At 74.0% G+C, this 18809-nt stretch carries 14 protein-coding genes and 1 pseudogene; 6 read left to right on the top strand and 9 right to left on the bottom strand.

The annotated features are described in order from the left end of the window. Positions 1-27 precede the first annotated feature (27 nt). Positions 28-1938 carry a penicillin-binding transpeptidase domain-containing protein gene (locus tag ACFFHU_RS15745; protein ID WP_377339492.1) on the top strand — a complete coding sequence of 637 codons (1911 nt, stop codon included), beginning with the start codon at positions 28-30 and terminating at the stop codon, positions 1936-1938. Positions 1939-1946: 8 nt separating this feature from the next. Continuing rightward, complete coding sequence (locus ACFFHU_RS15740) at positions 1947-2534, top strand: chloramphenicol phosphotransferase CPT family protein (protein ID WP_377339490.1); 588 nt, start codon at positions 1947-1949, stop codon at positions 2532-2534. Positions 2535-2631: 97 nt separating this feature from the next. Here the strand turns inward: ACFFHU_RS15740 and ACFFHU_RS15735 are convergent, their stop codons facing one another. The 8 genes and pseudogenes from ACFFHU_RS15735 to ACFFHU_RS15700 form a co-directional block, all read right to left on the bottom strand. Further along, complete coding sequence (locus ACFFHU_RS15735; RefSeq protein WP_377339489.1) at positions 2632-3882, bottom strand: HNH endonuclease signature motif containing protein; 1251 nt, start codon at positions 3880-3882, stop codon at positions 2632-2634. 210 nt (positions 3883-4092) lie between these two features. Next, entirely contained in the window at positions 4093-5070 is a 978-nt protein-coding gene (locus ACFFHU_RS15730; protein WP_377339487.1) for a hypothetical protein, read from the bottom strand. A gap of 248 nt (positions 5071-5318) precedes the next feature. Then, a pseudogene (locus ACFFHU_RS15725) lies at positions 5319-6603 on the bottom strand (arginase family protein). A gap of 56 nt (positions 6604-6659) precedes the next feature. Continuing rightward, positions 6660-7613, bottom strand: a complete 954-nt coding sequence (locus ACFFHU_RS15720; RefSeq protein WP_377339485.1) for a tetratricopeptide repeat protein — start codon at positions 7611-7613, stop codon at positions 6660-6662. Between the two features lie 160 nt (positions 7614-7773). Beyond that, complete coding sequence (icmA, locus tag ACFFHU_RS15715) at positions 7774-9462, bottom strand: coenzyme B12-dependent isobutyryl-CoA mutase large subunit (RefSeq protein WP_377339483.1); 1689 nt, start codon at positions 9460-9462, stop codon at positions 7774-7776. A 167-nt stretch (positions 9463-9629) separates the two neighbouring features. Then, positions 9630-10538: a glycosyltransferase gene (locus ACFFHU_RS15710; RefSeq protein WP_377339482.1), complete on the bottom strand. Its 909-nt coding sequence runs from the start codon at positions 10536-10538 to the stop codon at positions 9630-9632. 47 nt (positions 10539-10585) lie between these two features. After that, entirely contained in the window at positions 10586-11554 is a 969-nt protein-coding gene (gene meaB / locus ACFFHU_RS15705; RefSeq protein ID WP_377339480.1) for a methylmalonyl Co-A mutase-associated GTPase MeaB, read from the bottom strand. Continuing rightward, on the bottom strand, positions 11551-12792 hold the full coding sequence (locus ACFFHU_RS15700; RefSeq protein WP_377339477.1) for an acetyl-CoA C-acetyltransferase: 1242 nt from the start codon (positions 12790-12792) through the stop codon (positions 11551-11553). Before ACFFHU_RS15700 ends, meaB begins: the two co-directional genes overlap by 4 nt. Before the next feature lie 65 nt (positions 12793-12857). Between ACFFHU_RS15700 and mce the strand changes: the two genes are divergently transcribed. Continuing rightward, a complete protein-coding gene (gene mce, locus ACFFHU_RS15695) occupies positions 12858-13328 on the top strand; it encodes a methylmalonyl-CoA epimerase (protein ID WP_377339475.1) in 471 nt (156 codons plus the stop codon). Here the strand turns inward: mce and ACFFHU_RS15690 are convergent. After that, on the bottom strand, positions 13261-14217 hold the full coding sequence (locus ACFFHU_RS15690) for a phytanoyl-CoA dioxygenase family protein (protein WP_377339473.1): 957 nt from the start codon (positions 14215-14217) through the stop codon (positions 13261-13263). The two genes, mce and ACFFHU_RS15690, sit on opposite strands and share 68 nt — an antisense overlap. Positions 14218-14337: 120 nt before the next feature. Here ACFFHU_RS15690 and ACFFHU_RS15685 point away from each other — a divergent pair, with 120 nt between their 5' ends. From ACFFHU_RS15685 to ACFFHU_RS15675, 3 genes are all read left to right on the top strand, one after another. Next, positions 14338-15444, top strand: coding sequence for a TIGR03621 family F420-dependent LLM class oxidoreductase (locus ACFFHU_RS15685; protein WP_377339814.1), 1107 nt, complete (start codon positions 14338-14340; stop codon positions 15442-15444). 201 nt (positions 15445-15645) lie between these two features. Continuing rightward, positions 15646-17001 carry a crotonyl-CoA carboxylase/reductase gene (ccrA, locus tag ACFFHU_RS15680; protein WP_377339471.1) on the top strand — a complete coding sequence of 452 codons (1356 nt, stop codon included), beginning with the start codon at positions 15646-15648 and terminating at the stop codon, positions 16999-17001. Between the two features lie 331 nt (positions 17002-17332). Then, positions 17333-18625: a DivIVA domain-containing protein gene (locus ACFFHU_RS15675; protein ID WP_377339469.1), complete on the top strand. Its 1293-nt coding sequence runs from the start codon at positions 17333-17335 to the stop codon at positions 18623-18625. Positions 18626-18809 lie beyond the last annotated feature (184 nt).

Here is an 18809-nt window from a genome sequence, read left to right as displayed (position 1 = left end):
TGGCCCGGGGCCTCCCGGCGCCGCCGCGTGGGCGCCGCGCTGGCCGCGTTGCCGCTGCTGGCCGCGGGTCTGGTGGGCTGTTCCGGCGACGGACCGGACCGTGCCGTCGACGCCTTCCTCGCCGGTTGGCGGGACGGCACCCTGGACAAGCTCGCCTTCATCGACCCGACCGGCAGCAAGCTGGCGGCAACCGACGTGGCGGCCCAGCTCAAGCAGCTGACCGGCGACCTGGCCGGCACCGTCCCCGCGCTGCGCCGGAACGGAAAGGTCACCGACACCGACGGGCTGGCCAGCGCGACCGTCTCGGTCGACTGGACGCTGCCGGGCAACGGGCACTGGACCTATCCGACCACGGTCCGGCTGCGCAAGGGCAAGGACGACCGCTGGCAGATCATCTGGGAGCCGAAGGTGGTCCAGAACGACCTCACCAGCGGCGACCAGCTGACCGTCGACCGGTTGCCGGCCAATCGGGGCGCCATCCAGGACGCCGGCGGGAAGCCGCTGGTCGCCCCCCGCCCGGTCGTCATGGTCGGGATCAACCCGACCGAGGTGAAGGACGCCGCCGGCCTGGTGAAGCAGCTCGACGCCGCGTTCCGGGCCATCCGCCCGCCGATCACGCCGGCCATCGACCTCAGCGACCTGCCCGATCGGATCCGGAACGCGCAGCCCGGCGCGCGGGTCGAGGTGGTGACGCTGCGCAAGGACGCGTACGACCAGATCCGCTCCCGGATCCAGCCACTGCCCGGGACGGCGTTCCTGACCGGCACCCTCGACCTGTCGCCGAGCCGCGAGTTCGGCCGGGCGGTTCTCGGGTCCGTCGACAACGTACAGAAGCAGGACATCGACGCGGACCCGGCCACCTACGGTCAGGGCGACCGGGTCGGCCACGGCGGCCTCGAGGGCGCGTACGACAAGCGGCTGCGCGGCACCCCCGGCGCCAGCGTCCGGATCCTCCGCAAGGACCCGGAGGGCACCGCCCGGCCGGTGGCCGAGGTGTTCCACCGCGACCCGCAGGCCGGCGAGCCACTCAAGACCCGGCTCGACACCGGTACGCAGACGGCCGCGGACGCCGCGCTGGGCACCGACCCGAAGCACCGGACCGCGCTGGTTGCGCTGCGGATCAGCGACGGGTCGATCCTGGCCGCGGCGAACGGACCGGGCGCCGCCGCGGAGAACCTCGCCTTCACCGCCCAGGTCCCGCCGGGCAGCACGTTCAAGGTGGTCACCGCGTTGGGCCTGCTGGACGCCGGCGCGGTCCAGGCCGACACCCCGGTGGACTGTCCCCGGACGTACGCGGTGGAGGGTCGCGACTTCAAGAACTCCGACTTCTTCGAGCTGGGCACCGTGCCGTTCCGGACCGACTTCGCCAAGTCGTGCAACACCGCGTTCGCGGCCCAGGCGTCGAAGCTGGGCACCGACGGTCTGGCCGCCGCCGGTCGTACCCTGGGCTTGGAGGGCTCCTGGCAGGTCGGGCTGGAGGCGTACACCGGAAAGATCTCCACCGGCGGTCCGGCGGTCGAGCGGGCCGCCGCGGCGATCGGCCAGGGCACGACGCTGGTGAGCCCGCTCGCGATGGCCGCGGCCACCGCGGCGGTGGCCCGCGGCCAGTGGCAGCAACCGGTCCTGGTCTCGCCGGCGCCGCCGGCCGCGCCCCCCGGGCCGCAGCTCAAGCCCGCCGCCGTCGAGCCGCTGCGGGCCATGATGCGCCAGGTGGTCACCGAGGGTACGGCCACCGCGCTCGCGAAGGTCCCGGGCGATCCGGTGTACGGCAAGACCGGAACGGCCGAGTACGACAACAACCCCGCGCACACCCACGCCTGGTTCGTCGGCTGGCAGGGCGACATCGCCTTCGCGGTCTTCGTCGAGCAGGGCGGCTCGAGCGCCACCAGCGCCGTGCCGATCGCCGACCGGTTCCTTCGCGGCCTGGCCGCGCGCTGACCGCGGCCATGATGCGGCCGCCCGGCGGCGATCCGGGGCGGATCGTGTTCCTCAACGGCGTCTCCAGCTCGGGCAAGTCGAGCATCGCCCGGCACCTGCTGGAGGCCCTGGAACAGCCGTGGTTCCACATGCCGGTCGACGCCTTCGGCGCGATGCTGCGCCCCGAGCGCCCCACGGACCCGAGCAGCGGACCCGAACTGGCTGAAGTGCTCACCCGCATGCGCGCCGGCTTCCACCGCGCCGTCGCCGGCATGGCCGCGGCCGGCAACAACATCGTGGTCGACCACGTGCTCAGCGAGCCGTGGCGACTCGTCGACTGTCTCCGGGTGTTCAACGGCCTCGACGTCGTCTTCGTGGGCGTGCACTGCTCGATCGAGGAACTCCACCGCCGGGAACTGGCCCGTCGCGACCGGGCACCGGGTCAGGCTGCCGCTCAGATCGCCCAGGTCCACGCCCACGGCTGCTACGACCTGACCTGCGACACGACAACGACCGGGCCCGAGGACTGCGCCCGCATGATCGTCCAGTTCCTCGCCCACCGCCCGCCCGGCCCCACCGCCTTCGACCGGTTGCGAGCCGCCGGCGACACCCGCTGACCAGGCGTCGAGCCCACCCCTGCCAGCCGGCCCGCCCGTCGTGAACCCGGCCCGGGGCGCCGGGACCGGATGTTGGGGCGGAGGGGAGGCGCGCCGATCAGCATCGTCGGTGGAACTCGTTGCGGCGGGGATGCCCGCGCGCGTCGACCCACGGTGGAGGAACGAACTCGGGCTGACCGTCGGCGGTCATCCGGACGACCCAGCCGTCCTGGTGAACCGCCCGGTGGTGATGTCCGCACAGCAGAACGCCATTGGCGACGCTGGTGTCTCCGCCGTCCGACCAGTGCCTTATGTGGTGGCCTTGTGCCCAGTGCGGCGGCCGGTCGCAGCCCGGAAAGGCACAGCCCCCGTCGCGGAGGACCAGCGCCCGGCGGATCGGGCCGGTGAACAATCGCCGTTGGCGGCCCACGTCCAGCACCTGGCCGCGACCGTTGAGGACGGCGGGCAGGATCCGGGCGTCACAGGCCAGCCGGCGTACCGTCGCCGCCGACAGCGGCTGGCCGGTGTCGAGCCGACCGACGCCGAGCCGGCCGGTCATGGCGTCGAACGACGTGGTGACCACGACCTGGGCCGGCGCGCCACCGCTGTCCGGCAGATCTGCGGCGCGTAGAGCGAGGCGGCACAGCTCTGCGAGGGCGTCGTGGCGACGCTGCCCTGGATTACGGTCGTCCTCGGCTGCCCCGGGCCTTGTCAACGGATCCAGCGCGGCCCGCAGCACCGCACCGGTCTCGGCGTCGAGGAGACCGGACAGCCGGATCCGCCCGTCCCCCGTTGGCGACACGTTGAGGTAGCGATCCCGCTGCGCCGACTTGTCGGCCGCATCCAGCGCCCGTCGCTGGGCGTCCTCGGCGACCTGGGGCGCGACGTGTTCGAGGATGCGGTGACCGAGCCTGCGCAGGCCGTCCGGCTCGAAGCGGCCGGCCCAGTCCAGCAGGATCCCAACCGCCTTGTCGGCCGCGACCGCGCCGGCCTCGACCTGAACGGTCCGCAGAGTGGCGCCGACGACCCGCGCCTGCTCCGGGCTGATCGAGCCGGATGTGACCGCGTCGCGCAGCGGCGCCGGCGCGACGTCGAGCGTCTCGGCGTCGGCCACCAGCGTCCGCGCCGCGCTCGCGGAGACGCGCATCCGGTGCCGCAACCAGGCGACGGTGGAGGTGGCCCCCTGCTCCCGGGGCAGGCCCGAGCGGTCGATCTCGCCGACCAGCTCGAGCACCAGGGCGGCGGCCTTCCGCTGCACCACCATGGCCTCGTCCAACGCGGCCACCAACTCGGCGCCGCTCAGCGTGGATGCTGGCAGATCAAGGCAGTCGTCAACCGCCTCCCGTGCCCGTGCCAGCGCCCCCCGCATGAAGTCAGGTTCGCACTCACGTACGACAGGAGCACGCACAGGCGGCGGGTCCGCGACACGATCCGTAGAAATCGGCAAGCAACGCGAATCGGACCATCGGGAGAGCGTACGGAGCCTGTTCTCGGCCGCGTCGGGAATGCCGGAACCCGCGCGCCGCAAGGTGGGGCGTATCGAAGCCGACGCGGCGGCGGCGGGGTCCGGACGGCGATCTCAGGCGATGCCCTGGGTTGGCCCCGAGCCTTCGGCCGGGTCGTCGGCACGGGGTTCGGGCTCCTCGGACGCCGCCGCCGAACGGCGCAGCCGGCCCATCCCGAGCTCATCGGCCTCCACCGCGGGACGGCGCAACCGGCCCGGCCCGGCAGCGGCCGGCGGTCCCACCGCGTCCGCGGCCCTGGCTGCCGGACGCTCGGTGCGGCGTAGGCCCAACCAGTCATCGTCCCGATCGCGGCGCAGGGCGGACGGAATGCCCTCGCCGCCTCCGGCTGCCGGGACGGCGGCACTCCATGACCCAGACGGTCCGGTCCGCTGGACCGTCGGTACGGGATCGATCATCCTGTCCGGGGCGACCCGGGGCGCGGGTGCGGCCGGCACCGCCACCGGGGCGGCGGTAGTGGCCGGCGCCGCGGGATCGACCTGCGCCGCAGCATCAGCCGGGGTCGCAGCATCGGCCACCGCCGCAGCATCAGCCGGGTCCGCGGCATTGACCAGCGCAGCAGCATCGGCCGGGCCTGCGGGATCGACCAGCGCCCCGGCATCGGCCGGGTCCGCGGCCTCGGCCGGCCCCGCGGCGTCGACCTGCGCCGAGCGCTCGACCTGCCTCGCGGCGTCGGCCGGGGCCGCGCCGGTCGACGCCGGGCCACCCTCCGCGACCGACGGCACGTCCGCCTGGCCGGCCGCCGACGATTCCACACCGGCTGCGAGGCGCACGCCCGGAGCCGGGGCCGGGGCCGGGGCCGCACCCGAAGCCGCGCCCGAAGCCAGGGCCGCACCCGGAGCCAAGGCCGGATCCGCGCCCGGGGCCAGGGCCGGATCCGCGCCCGGGGCCAGGGCCGGATCCGCGCCCGGGGCCAGGGCCGGATCCGCGCCCGGGGCCAGGGCCGGATCCGCGCCCGGGGCCAGGGCCGGATCCGCGTCCGGATCCAGGCCCGCCCCCAGGGCCAGGGCCGGATCCGCGCTCAGAGCCGGCACCGCGCCGGACGGCGGCGCCGCCGCCCGCGGCCGGGGACCAAGCCCACCGGCCGCCAGCCGGGCCGGCGAGAGAAGGCCGGGCCAGGCACCGCCGGAAGCACCACCAGCGCCGCCGAGACCACCGACACCGCCAGCAGCGCCACCGACGCCGCCGGAAGGACCGTCAGCGCCGTCGGAACGACCGCCAGGACCGCCGGAACCGATACCGCCGTCTGCGACTCGGTCGACCTCGGCAGGAGGGCGGCTGGCTACGCCGCGCTCACCGAGGCCGGCGGCGGGACCAGAGGCGGGACCACCCTTGCCATCCTCGGTACGGCCGCCGATGCCCGGGCCGGCGATCGAACCCGAGTCCCGGTCGCGCCCGCCACCAACACCGGGACCGCTGCCAGCACCGCGACCGCGACCAACGCCGGGACCGCCACCAACACCGGGACCGCTGCCAGCACCGCGCCCGCGACCAACGCCGGGACCGCCAACAACACCGGGACGGCTGCCAGCGCCGCGACCGCCATCGGCCCACGCGCCGGCGTCGCCCTCGGGGCGGCCGTCGCCGCCGCTACGGGCAGCGGCCTCCAAGCGGCCGTCGCGCTGGTCGCCCGGCTCGCCGCCGGCACGCGCGTCGGGCCGGGACACCGGGGCGAGCCCGGCCACCAACGTGTCGACGATCCCGGCGGCATATTCACCGTCCGGGTCGTAGTCGGGGTCGAACACCGTGATCTCGAGGCCCAGGCAGTGCGGGGTGTCGACCAGGCCGGCGAGTAGCAGCTCGAGCTCGGCGAAGGCGATCCCGCCCGGGTCGGGCGCGTCCACGGCCGGCATCACCGCCGGATCGAGCACGTCCACGTCGACGTGCACCCAGTAGCCGGCGCAGTCGCCCAGCTCCTCGTGGGCCCACTGCGCGGTCCGAGCCGCCCCCTCGGCGCGCAACTGCGGCACCGGGCGGTGCAGGATGCCGGCCGCCTGCAGATCCAGCCGGTACTCGTCCTGAGCGCGGATGCCCAGGACCACCACGTCGATGTCCCGGAAGTACGGCCGGCGGCCCTCCATGGCCGCGAGGTCGGCCTGGCCGCGCCCGGTGACCAGGGCCAGGTCCTCGCCGGCCGCAGCGCCCACGTACGAGGCGTTGCCGGGATGGCGGAAGTCGGAGTGCCCGTCGACGAACACCAGACCGACCCGGCCGCCCACGTCCTCGCCGAGCCGGTGCATGGCCAGGGCCGAGCCGAGCAGGACCGAGCAGTCGCCACCGAGGATCACCGGAAACTCGCCGGCGTCGATGATGGCGCCGATCCGGCCGGCCAGGGCCATCGAGTACGCCGAGATCGAGGCGGCGTGGCAGACACCGTCACCCGGACGCCAGTCTGCCGGGTCGTACCGGGGCGGCGTGAGGCACCCGGCGTCCCGCGCGCCCAGCCGGGCGATCAGAGCCTGATCGCGCAGGGCGCCGGGCGCCTTGGCACAACCCGGCACGGTCGTCGGGGTTGGCGGCCGGAGGCCAAGGTTGGAGGGCGCGTCGAGGACCGCGATCCGGCGCATTTCGCTTCTCCCGTCCCTGGTGCCGGCCGGGCTGACCGCCCGCCCCTCTCTACATATCAGAAGAGGGCGCTGGCCAGTGCCCGCCGAGCGGCGGCAACGGCCGGGTCATCCGGTCCGGCGACGGTGAACAACGAGACGAGGTGCTGCCGGACCCGCTCCCGATCCTCACCCGCGGTCCGCCGCACCAGGCCGACCAGCCGGGCGTACGCCTGCTCGGCCTGGCCGCTCAGCACCTCGACGTCGGCGGCCAGCAACTGCGCCGGCACGTCGTCCGGGCGGTCCTGAGCGGCCGCCAGCGCCTCCCCCGGCGCCACGCCGTCGACCCGCCGGGCCAGCCCGACCTGGGCAAGGCCGGCCTCCGCCGCCGCGTCCGCGGGCGATTCGGCGAGGATCTTCCGGTACGCCTGCTCGGCGGCGTCCAGGTCGCCGGTCATCAGGGCGTCGTCGGCCTCGTCGAGCCGCGGGTCCTCGGGCGCCTCCACCGCGACGCCGCCGGCCTTGAGGACCGCGCCGATCCACTGTCGCAGCTGCGCCTCGGGCACCACCCCGGAGAACGCGTCGAGCGGTTGGCCGCCCACCACGGCGTACACCATCGGGATGCCCTGGACCCGGAACATCTGCGCGAGCCTCGGGTTGGCATCAACATCGATCTTGGCGAGCACCCATGCCCCGCCGCCCTCGGCGGCCAGGCGCTCCAGCACGGGCGAGAGCTGCTTGCACGGCTCGCACCACTCGGCCCAGAAGTCGATCACCACGGGCGTGGTCATCGACCGCTCGAGCACCTCGGACTGGAACGTCGCCTCGGACACGTCGATCACGGCCACGCCGCCGCCCTGCGGACCGGCGGCCGCGGGGGTCGCCGCACCGGATCCGGCGCCCGTCGCCGCACCGCGGGACGGGGTCGCCGCGGGAGCCGGCCGGGCGGCCGGGGTGGCGCCGCTGCCGCGCAGCGCGCTCAGGTCTACCGCACCGCGGGTGAAGATCGACGGGCTGGTCCGTGGGTCGCTCATGGTTGTCTAGTCTCGCACGCTCCGCGGCCAACGCCGACCAACCCCGAGCGCGGCACACATCACCATCACGCGCCCGCGACCGGCCGGGCGCGGGCGGGCCGCGGCCGTTAAGAGGGGGCCCCTCCTATACCAAAAGCGATAAGAAGGGGCCCTTCCTTCGTCAGAACCGGGCGGGCTCGCGGTAGATGCCCCACTCGGACCGGAGGGCGTCGCAGATCTCGCCCAGGGTGGCCTCGGCGCGGACCGCGTCGAGCATGGCCGGGATCATGTTCTCGTCGGTGCGGGCCACCTCGAGCATCCGCTTCACCGCGGCCTGCGCCGCCGCCGAGTCGCGGCCGTCCTTGCGGTCGGCCAGCGCCCGCCGCTGCTCCACCTCCACCTCGTGGGAGATGCGCAGGATCTCCAGCTCCTTGGCGACCGTGCCGGTGTGGCAGTTCACCCCGACGATCTTCTTGTCGCCCTTCTCGAGCGCCTGCTGGTAGGTGAACGCCGCCTCGGCGATGTGCGAGGTGAACCAGCCGTCCTCGATGCCGCGCAGGATGCCTGAGGTCATCGGCCCGATCTGGTGCGGGCCCTCGCCCCCGAGCTGGCGGATCCGGGCGAAGATCTCCTCGGCCTCCGCCTCGATCTTGTCGGTCAGCGCCTCGACGTACCACGAGCCGCCGAGCGGGTCGGCCACGTTGGTCACCCCGGTCTCCTCCATCAGCACCTGCTGGGTACGCAGGGCGATCTCAGCCGACTCGTCGGTGGGCAGCGCGAGCGTCTCGTCGAGCGCGTTGGTGTGCAGCGAGTTGGTGCCGCCCAGCACCGCGGCCAGCGCCTCGACGGCGGTCCGTACCACGTTGTTGACCGGCTGCTGGGCGGTGAGCGACACCCCCGCGGTCTGGGTGTGGAAGCGCAGCCAGAGGGCCCGCTCGTCGGTGGCGCCGTAGACGTCGCGCAGCCAGCGGGCCCAGATCCGGCGGGCGGCCCGGAACTTGGCGATCTCCTCGAAGAAGTCGACGTGCGAGTCGAAGAAGAAGCTCAGCCCCGGCGCGAACCGGTTGACGTCGAGCCCGCGAGACAGGCCCAGCTCGACGTACCCGAAGCCGTCGGCCAGGGTGAACGCCAGTTCCTGCGCGGCGGTCGAGCCGGCCTCCCGGATGTGGTAGCCGGAGACCGACAGCGGCTTGTAGCGCGGGATCTCGTGCGCGCAATATTCCATCAGGTCGCCGATCAGCCGCAGGTGCGGCCCGGGCTCGAAGAGCCACTCCTTCTGCGCGATGTACTCCTTGAAGATGTCCGTCTGCAGGGTGCCGTCCAGCTTGGACAGGTCGGCGCCCTGGCGCTCGGCGGCCACCAGGTACATGCAGAACACCGGTACGGCCGGACCGGAGATGGTCATGCTGGTGGTGACCCCGGCCAGGTCGATCCCGTCGAACAGGGCCTGCATGTCGACGGCCGAGTCGATGGCCACGCCGCAGTGGCCGACCTCGCCCAGCGACTGCGGGTCGTCGGAGTCGCGGCCCATCAGGGTCGGCATGTCGAAGGCCACCGAGAGGCCGCCGCCGCCGGCCCCCAGGATCATCTTGTAGCGCTCGTTGGTCTGCCGGGCGTTACCGAAGCCGGCGAACTGCCGGATGGTCCAGGTCCGCCCGCGGTAGCCGGTCGGATACAGACCCCGGGTGTACGGGAACTCGCCCGGCCAGCCGATCCGCTCGAAGCCGGGGTGCTCGACCCCTTCGGGCGGCCCATACACCGGCTCGACCGGGAGCCCCGACAGCGTGGTGAAGTCGGCGTCGCGCTTGCGGGCCGCGTCGTACCGCGCCTGCCAGCGCGCCCGACCGGCGGCGATCTCGTCGGCGTTCATCCGCGGGGCTCCTCCTCGGCATTCTCGGCTTCCATCCGAGTGTAGAGGAGCAGACTGAACGATCGCTAAGGCGGCGGGTACCGGCCGGTAACGCACAGCCCCGCCGGGCCCGGCGGCTCAACCCGCGAGCGGGCCCGGCGACTCAGCCCGCGAGCGGGCCCGGCGACTCAGCCGGCGGGCGGGCCCGGGGCCTCGCGCAGCCGGCTCGGCCGCAGCAGCGCCGCCACGGCCGCCCGGCTGGCCGGATTGCCCCGGGCCGCCCGGATGGCCTCGCGGAGCAGGACGGCCGCCCAGTACGCGAGGACCGCGCCGAGCCGGTGCCGCCGGCGGTACAGCCGGATCCGGTTGAGGGTGAGCAGGGTCCACAGCCGGGGCGACCGCTTCGACTCGCCCTCCAGGTGCACGGCCCGGGCCGCCGGGGCCAGCACCGTGGCCAGGCCGGCGTCCCGGGCCCGCAGCGCGAACTCCGTCTCCTCGGCGTACAGGAAGAAGGTCTCGTCCCACGGGCCGCACCGGCGCCAGCACTCGGCGCTGATCAGCATGGCGGCGCCGGAGGCCCAGTCGGCCCGCGACTCGGACCGGTAGGCCTCGTCGCCGAGCACCAGCTCGCCCACGGCCAGCCGGCCGGCCCGATGGCCGCCGAGGACGGCGTCGCCGAGGGCGCGCAGCAGGGTCGGCTCCCGGCGCAGCGAGGCGATGGCCGACCCGTCGGCGCGCTCCAGCCGCGGCACCGCGATCCCGGCGCCGGTGCGGCGCAGCACCGCGAGCAGTTCCGGTCCGCACCGCGGCGCGAGCCGGATGTCGGGGTTGAGCACCAGGATCGCCGTGTACGCGCCGGACGCGGCCACCGCCGCATTGATCCCGGCCGCGTAGCCGGCGTTGCGCCCGAGGTCGACGATCCGGGCCGTGGGCGCCATCCGGCGCAGCGCGGCCAGCGCCCCCGGATCCGCCGAGTTGTCGGCGATGGTGAGCTGCCAGGACAGCCCCGCCATGGCCGGCTCGAGCGAGTCGAGCAGCCCGGGCAGCACCTGGTCGCTGTGGTACGTCACCACCACGACCGCGACGTTCTCCCGCACCTGCGCGACAGTACGGACATAGCGCGCGGGAGCGGTCGAACTGTCGCTTATCCGATCGCCGCCAGCAGCTCACGGGACGCCGCGTACGGGTCCATCGAGCCGTCGGCCACCTTCGCGGCGAGCGTGCCGAGCGCCGTACCGTCGCGCAGCGAGGCCATCCGCTCGCGCAGCACGCCGAGGACGATGGCCTCGACCTCGGCGGCGGCCCGGGCCTCCCGGCGCCGGCGCAGCTCGCCGTGGTCGACCAGCCAGCGCCGGTGCTTGTCGATGGCCGCCGCGATGTCGACGATCCCCTCGGCGCGGGACGCCACCGAGCGCACCACCTGGGGCCGCCACTCGCCGGGGCCGCGCTCGCCGAGCGCGATCATGCCCTGGATGTCCCGCACGGTGTTGTCGGCGCCGTCCCGGTCGGCCTTGTTGACCACGAAGATGTCGGCGATCTCCAGGATGCCCGCCTTCACGGCCTGGATCGCGTCGCCCATGCCGGGGGCGAGCAGCACGAGCGTGGTGTCGGCCAGCGAGGCGATCTCCACCTCGGCCTGGCCCACCCCGACGGTCTCCACCAGCACCACGTCGCAGCCCGCGCCCTCCAGCACCCGGACCGCCTGCGGGGTGGCTGCGGCCAGCCCGCCGAGGTGGCCGCGGCTGGACATGGACCGGATGTACACCCCCGGGTCGGTGGCGTGATCCTGCATCCGCACCCGGTCGCCCAGGATGGCGCCGCCGGTGAACGGGCTGGACGGGTCCACGGCCAGCACCCCGACCCGGTGGCCGGCCGCACGCAGGGCCCGGACCAGCTCGTTCGTGGTGGTCGACTTGCCCACCCCGGGCGAGCCGGTGAGCCCGACCACCTGCGCGGTGCCGGCATGCGGCGCGAGCGCCGCGGCCACCTCGGGCAGCAGCTCGTCGCCGGACTCGACCAGCGTGATCAGCCGGGCGACCGCCCGGGGGTCGCCCGTGCGGGCCTGCTCGACCAGCGCCGGCACGTCGCGGCTGCGCCGCAGCGACCGGGTCATTCCGCCGGGACGTTGATGATGAGGGCGTCGCCCTGGCCCCCGCCGCCGCACAGGGCCGCCGCGCCGGTGCCGCCGCCGCGACGCCGCAGCTCCATGGCCAGCGTGAGCACGAGCCGGGCGCCGGACATCCCGATCGGGTGGCCCAGCGCGATCGCCCCGCCGTTCACGTTGACGATCTCCGGGCTGACCCCGAGGTCGCGGATCGACTGGATGCCCACCTGGGCGAACGCCTCGTTGATCTCGATGAGGTCGAGGTCGGCGACCGTGAGACCGGCCTTGCGCAGCGCGTGCTGGATGGCGTTCGACGGCTGCGAGTGCAGTGAGTTGTCCGGACCGGCCACGTTGCCGTGCGCGCCGATCTCGGCCAGCCAGGTCAGGCCCAGCTCGACGGCCTTGGCCTTGCTCATCACCACGACCGCGGCGGCGCCGTCGGAGATCGGCGACGAGCTGCCCGCGGTGATCGTGCCGTCCTTGGTGAACGCCGGGCGCAGCTTGGCCAGCGACTCGACGGTGGTCTCCGGCCGGATCCCCTCGTCCTCGCCGACCACCAGCGGCTCGCCGCGGCGCTGCGGAATGGACACCGGGGTGATCTCCTCGGCGAACGCCCCGTTCTTCTGCGCGGCGGCCGCCCGCTGGTGGCTGGTGGCCGCGAACGCGTCCTGCTCCTCGCGGCTGATGTTCCGGGTCGAGTTGTGCCGCTCGGTGGACTCGCCCATCGCGCAGCAGTCCCAGCTGTCGGTGAGGCCGTCCAGCGCCATGTGGTCCTTGATCGTCACGTCGCCGTACTTGTAGCCCTGCCGCTGCCCCATCAGCAGGTGCGGGGCGTTGGTCATCGACTCCATGCCGCCGGCCACCACGATGTCGAACTCGCCGGCCCGGATGAGCTGGTCGGCCAGCGCGATCGCGTCCAGCCCGGAGAGGCAGACCTTGTTGATGGTCAGCGCCGGGACGGACATCGGGATGCCGGCCTCGGCGGCCGCCTGCCGGGCCGGGATCTGGCCGGCGCCGGCCTGCAGCACCTGGCCCATGATCACGTACTGCACCTGCTCGGGGGCCACTCCGGCGCGCTCCAGCGCCGCCTTGATGGCCACGCCGCCGAGCCGGGTGGCGGGCAGGTCCTTCAGGCTGCCCAGCAGCCGGCCCATCGGCGTACGGGCGCCGCCCACGATCACCGAGCCGGTTGCCCGGGCCGTCCCGCGGTCCTCGCCGCGCTCGCTGCCTGCGCTCACCACGTCCATGGCTTCCTTGCCTCCGAGGGGGTGCCGACCGTACGCCTTAACGATTGTTCGGCCAGACTATCGCCATGGCTGACAACTCCCGACCCGAGGCCGCTGCGGACTACGTCACAGCCGTCGGTTTGATCCGCATCGATCACGTGGGCGTCGCGGTCGCCGATCTCGACTCGGCGATCGAATACTACGAGCGCGTCTTCGGGATGCGGTGCGTGCACGTCGAGACCAACGAGGAGCAGGGGGTACGCGAGGCGATGCTCCAGGTGGGGCCGGCGAGCGACAGCGGCTGCGTGCAGCTGCTCGCCCCGCTGTCCGACTCGTCGACGATCGCGAAGTTCCTCGACCGTTCCGGTCCGGGTGTGCAGCAGGTCGCGTACACCGTGGCGGACATCGACGCGGCCTGCTCGGCGCTGCGCGAGCGGGGCGTACGGCTGCTCTACGCCGTGCCGCGGCGCGGCACGGCCGGCTCGCAGATCAACTTCGTGCACCCGAAGGACGCGGGTGGCGTGCTCGTGGAGCTGGTGCAGCCGGCGGCGCGCTGACGGCCGACGGCCCGGCCGCGGCGGACGCCGCGGCCACCAGTTCGGGCGGCATCGGCTCGAGGTCGCAGACCCGGCGGAAGTCGCCCAGGGTGGTGCCGGTGCAGGCCGAGTCGACGTTCCGGGCGCCCACCCCGGCCTCGACGTCCCGGCGGTTGACCACCCGGAAGTCGATCGAGAACCTGGTCCGACCCGAGGTGTTCGGCACGGTGGTGTGCAGCTGCGCGCCCGAGAACACCAGGACGCCGCCGGGCGGGGTGATCACCCGCAGGTCGGGCTGGAGCGGGATCTCCTCGGTCAACCGCGGCTGCGGCCGGGTCTCGGTCTCCACCTGCCGGGCCGCCGCGGTGCGCCCGTGCGCCACCCACTCGGCGTAGTCGTACTCCCGGGAGCTGTTCGGCGCCGGCGTCCCGAAGTACGGCGGGTGGAAGGCCATCACGTTCTCCTCCACCACCTCGTAGACCGGCAGCCAGTGGTTGAGCTGGCACATCGGCGCCGAGAACCAGGTGTCCCGGTGCGGGCTGAACTGCAGGGTCAGGCCGGCGTTGAGGTAGTCGCTGGTCATGCTGCGCAGCCGGGGCACGTCGAAGTAGGTCTCCGCCGGGTCCGCGCCCAGGTCGGCGAGGATCCCGCGGACGAGTTCGACGCTGCGCGGGTGGTTGATGAAGCTCGGCTTGAGGCCGGCCAGGATGTCCACGTACTCCCGGGGGGCGAGGTGCCGCTGCGCGATCGGCGGCGGGTGCGGCGCGAAGGCGCGCTCCACCATCTCCCGGGCGAACGCCACCAGCGCCATCGAGTGCGCGGTGGGCCGGTGCACCATGAGGTCACCGGCGAAGAGCCGCGCCCGGCGCTCGTCGTCGGTCAGCGAAGGGTCGAAGTACAGGACCGTCATGGCCGCCTCCTTCTGCCGCGCGGACGCCCCGGTCGACGCCGGCCGCGCGCCGGTCGCTCCCACCGGCGCCGACGGCCACGCTAGGCACCGGGCCGGCGACCCGATAGCGCCGGCACGCCGATCGGCACGCGGTGTCGGGGATCCGACCGAGCCCGGGTCGGCGCAGGTGAGCGCTGGTTACAGTCGCACCCACCCGGCCGCGGCGCGCCCCTGGAGGACGAGATCGGCACCCAGCAGCAGGTCGAGCCGTACCCGACCGGGATCTGCGCCGGGCCGGCGCGGCCGCACCCGTTCCGGTTCACCGCCTCCATGCCGGCGTTGGCGGGGTCGCCCGCGCAGTGGCGGGCGCAGCTGCGCCGGATCGAGGATCTGGGCTTCAGCTCCGTGTCGGTCTCCGATCACTTCACCGGGGGATGGAGCCTGGACCCGGTGGTGGCCATGACGGTGGCGGCCGAGGCCACCAGCCGGCTCCGGGTGCTGGGGCTGGTCTTCTGCAACGACTTCCGGCACCCGGCCGTGCTGCACCGGGCGCTGGCCAACCTCGACGTCTTCTCCGGCGGCCGGCTGGAGATCGGGCTCGGCGCCGGCTGGCAGCGCGACGACCACGACGCGCTCGGGCTGCCGTTCGACCCGCCCGCGGTCCGGATCGACCGGCTGGCCGAGGCGGTCGAGCTGCTCCGCGGGCTCTTCGCCGAGCGGCCGGTGACGGCGGCCGGCCGGCACTACCGGGTCACCGGCCTCGCCGGGCTGCCCGGTCCGGCCCAGCGGCCCCGCCCGCCGCTGCTGATCGGCGGCGGCAGCCGGCGGGTCCTGGAGCTGGCCGGCCGGTGCGCCGACATCGTCGGCATCAACCCGCGGCTCGCGCCCGGGGTGGACCCGCTGACCGCGGCCGCCGATCTCGACCCGGCGGGGCTGGACCGGAAGCTGTCCTGGGTACGCGCGGCCGCCCGGGCGAACGGCCGGGATCCCGAGCGGCTGGAGTTCCAGCTGCGGATGTTCGACGTACGGGTGCGGCACCGCGGCGTGGAGCACCGGTCGACCTCCAGCCACGCCCGCGGGCTGCCGGCCGAGGTCCTGGCGGCCTCCCCGGTCGCGCTGCACGGCGACGTGCCGGCCTGCGTGGACCGGCTGCTGGCGCTGCGCGACCGGTACGGCGTCAGCTACCTGCACCTGGGCGGCAACCTGGACGCCGCCGCCCCCATCGTGGCCCACCTCGCCGGTCGCTGACCATCGATGGACTTCGTCACAGACGGCTTCCGCGCCATAGCTACCGTTCAGTAACATCTGGCCACACACAGGCGCCACCGGCGCGGATGTGGCTTCCCGACATGGTGTCCGGCGTCGCCGGCCCTCGACGATGGCGGCCGCGTGCCGTACCGGTGCGACGAGCCGGCCCGAGGCGCCGGCACGGACCGACGGGAGGTCGGCGTGCGGGACATCCTGGAAGCGATCATGGCGGCGGAGGACGCCGAGGATCCGGCGCGGGAGTTGTCCGCGCTGGGCCGCCTGCCGGTGCCGGCGAGCTACCGCGGCGTGGTGGTCCGGGCGGATGAGGCGGACATGTTCGCCGGGATGCCGGCCGCGGACCGGGATCCCCGCCGGACGCTGCACGTCCAGGAGGTGCCCACCCCGGAACTCGGCCCGGGCGAGGCGCTCGTGGCGGTGATGGCCAGCGCCATCAACTACAACACGGTCTGGACGAGCATCTTCGAGCCGCTGTCGACGTTCTCCTTCCTGCGCCGCTACGGCCGGCTGTCCCCGCTGACCAGGCGGCACGACCTCCCGTACCACGTGGTCGGGTCCGACGCGGCCGGCGTGGTGCTCCGGGTCGGCGCCGGGGTGACCCGGTGGCGGCCCGGCGACGAGGTGGTGGCGCACTGCCTCTCCGTGGAACTGGAGGAGGCGGCCGGGCACGACGACACGATGCTCGACCCGCAGCAGCGGATCTGGGGCTTCGAGACCAACTTCGGCGGACTGGCCGAGCTGGCGCTGGTCAAGGCCAACCAGCTGATGCCCAAGCCGGGGCACCTGAGCTGGGAGGAGGCCGCCAGCCCCGGGCTGGTGAACTCGACCGCCTACCGGCAGCTGGTCTCGCATCACGGCGCCGCCATGAAGCAGGGTGACGTCGTACTCGTCTGGGGCGCCTCCGGCGGCCTCGGCGGCTACGCCACCCAGCTCGCCCTCGGCGGCGGCGCCGTGCCGGTCTGCGTGGTGTCCTCGCCGGACAAGGCCGAGCTGTGCCGCCGGATGGGCGCCGACCTGATCATCGATCGGGCCGCCGAGGGGTTCCGGTTCTGGGCCGACGAGCAGACCCCGGACATGGGCGAGTGGCGGCGCTTCGGCGAGCGGATCCGGGAACTCACCGGCGGCGACGACCCGGACATCGTCTTCGAGCACCCCGGCCGGGAGACCTTCGGCGCCAGCGTCTTCGTGGCCAAGCGCGGTGGAACGATCGTCACCTGCGCCTCCACCAGCGGATACCAGCACCAGTACGACAACCGCTACCTCTGGATGCACCTCAAGCGGATCGTCGGCAGTCACTTCGCCAACTACCGGGAGGCGTGGGCGGCCAACCGGCTGGTCGCGCGCGGTCGGATCCACCCGACGGTCTCCCGCAGCTATCCGCTGGAACGGACCGGGCAGGCCGCGTACGAGGTGCACCGCAACGCCCACCAGGGCAAGGTGGGGGTGCGCTGCCTGGCGCCGCGGGACGGCCTCGGGGTACGGGACCCGGAGTTCCGGGCCCGACATGAAACGGCGATCAACCGGTTCCGCGGCCACTGAGGACCGGCCGGGCGCCGGTCGCGATCTTTTCCGGCAAAGATATTTGCTTTCCGGCAACGCTTATCCGGCTCTCCGGCTCGGCCATGAAGAACTGCGGGTCGGCCATCAACTGCCGCGAACAATCATTTCGGTCCGAAAGCGACGGCCGGTCCCCCGCGGGCCCGAGGCCGGCCCGCGCGCCGCTCCGACCTGCCAAGATCGTCCGTACCCGCCCCCGCCAAGGTCGGGCCGAGTCGGGCCCCGCGGGTCGGCCGGGTGGCCTTCCGGTTCGGCCGATAGCGCGACCGTTGGCTCTTGCGAAGCCCCCTGGGGAGTCTGCAAGTATGTGCCAATGCCCCAGCAGCAGTCCTCCCCTCTGGCGTTCTTCGATAACGCCAACACGCAACCCGACTTCACCATCCAGCTGCGCGGGTACGACCGCGCGCAGGTCGACGACTTCGTCGGCCGGCTCAACGCGGCACTGAGCCAGTCCGAACAGGCCCGCGGCGAGGCCGAGCAGCGGATGAACGACGCGCAGCGCCGGTTGCGCCAGGCCGAGCAGCGGCTGGCCGCGGTCGAGCAGAAGCTCACCGAGACCAACAAGCAGCTCGAGGAGAACAACCGGCCCACCCTGTCCGGCCTGGGCACCCGGGTCGAACAGATCCTCCGGCTCGCCGAGGAGCAGGCCAACGACCACCGGGGGGAGGCCAAGCGCGAGTCCGAGGGCATCCTCTCGGCCGCCCGGCTGGAGGCCCGGGAAATCACCGACAAGGCGCGCGCCGAGGCGGCCGCCATGAAGGCCAACGCCGAACGCGAGGCCGGCGGCCTGCGCACCGCCGCCGAGCGGGAGGCGGCCGAGGCCCGGGTGCAGGCCCGGCGGGAGTCCGACACGCTGCGCGCCGACGCCGAGCGCGAGACCAAGCAGCTGCGCACGGTCACCGCGCACGAGGTGGCCGAACTCAAGTCGATGGTGGAGCGCGAGGTGGCCACGCTGCGTGCCACCGCCGAGCGCGAGATCACCCAGCTGCGCGCGAAGGCGGGCCGGGACGCCGAGGAGAAGCGGGCCGAGGCGACCAAGCTGCTGACCGACGCGCGGGACAAGCGCGACAAGGACCTGCAGGCCCTCGAGCTCCAGCTGGCCGAGCGCCGGGAGCGGGCCGAGCGGGAGGAGTCCGAGCGGCACGCCGCGCAGGTCGCCCAGACGCAGCGGCTGGTGGGCGAGGCCGAGCAGCGGGCGGCGGCCGCGCAGGAGCGGGCCAAGGAGATCGAGCAGCGAGCCGAGGCGCGCCGGGTCGAGTCCGAGCGGTCGTCGGCCGAGATGCTGGCCAAGGCGCGCGCCGAGTCCGAGCGCAGCCTGGGCGAGGCCCGGTCGGAGGCCAGCCGGCTGCTCAACGAGGCCCGGACCGAGGCGGAGCTGACCACCCAGGCCGCGCGGCGCGAGGTCGAGGACCTGACCCGGCAGAAGGACGCGGTCACCTCGCAGCTCGGCCAGATGCTGTCCGGGCTGGCCGGGATCGTGCCGACGGTGGGCAAGGCCGCCGAGGCGCCGGCCGAGCAGCGGCCGGCCGCGGCCACCGCCACCGCCACGGAGGCCGACATCAACGAGCCGGCAGAGCAGAAGGTCACGGCCGAGCGGGCGGGCTGAGACCGTACGGGAAGACCAGGCTGGGCGTGATCGGCGGCGGTTTGATCCCGTCGATCAGGCCAATCGGGCAGAGCGGGCTGTGCCGGGAAAATCCGGGCACAGCCCGCGCCGGGTCCGGCGGCGAAAGCACCAGATCCGGGCCAATTCCCCAGTGACCTACGTCCCATCACGGACGTCCGTATCG

The sequence above is a fragment of the Plantactinospora siamensis genome (assembly GCF_042434095.1).
GTDB lineage: Bacteria > Actinomycetota > Actinomycetes > Mycobacteriales > Micromonosporaceae > KBS50.
This window is presented reverse-complemented; position numbering and strand designations above follow the sequence as displayed.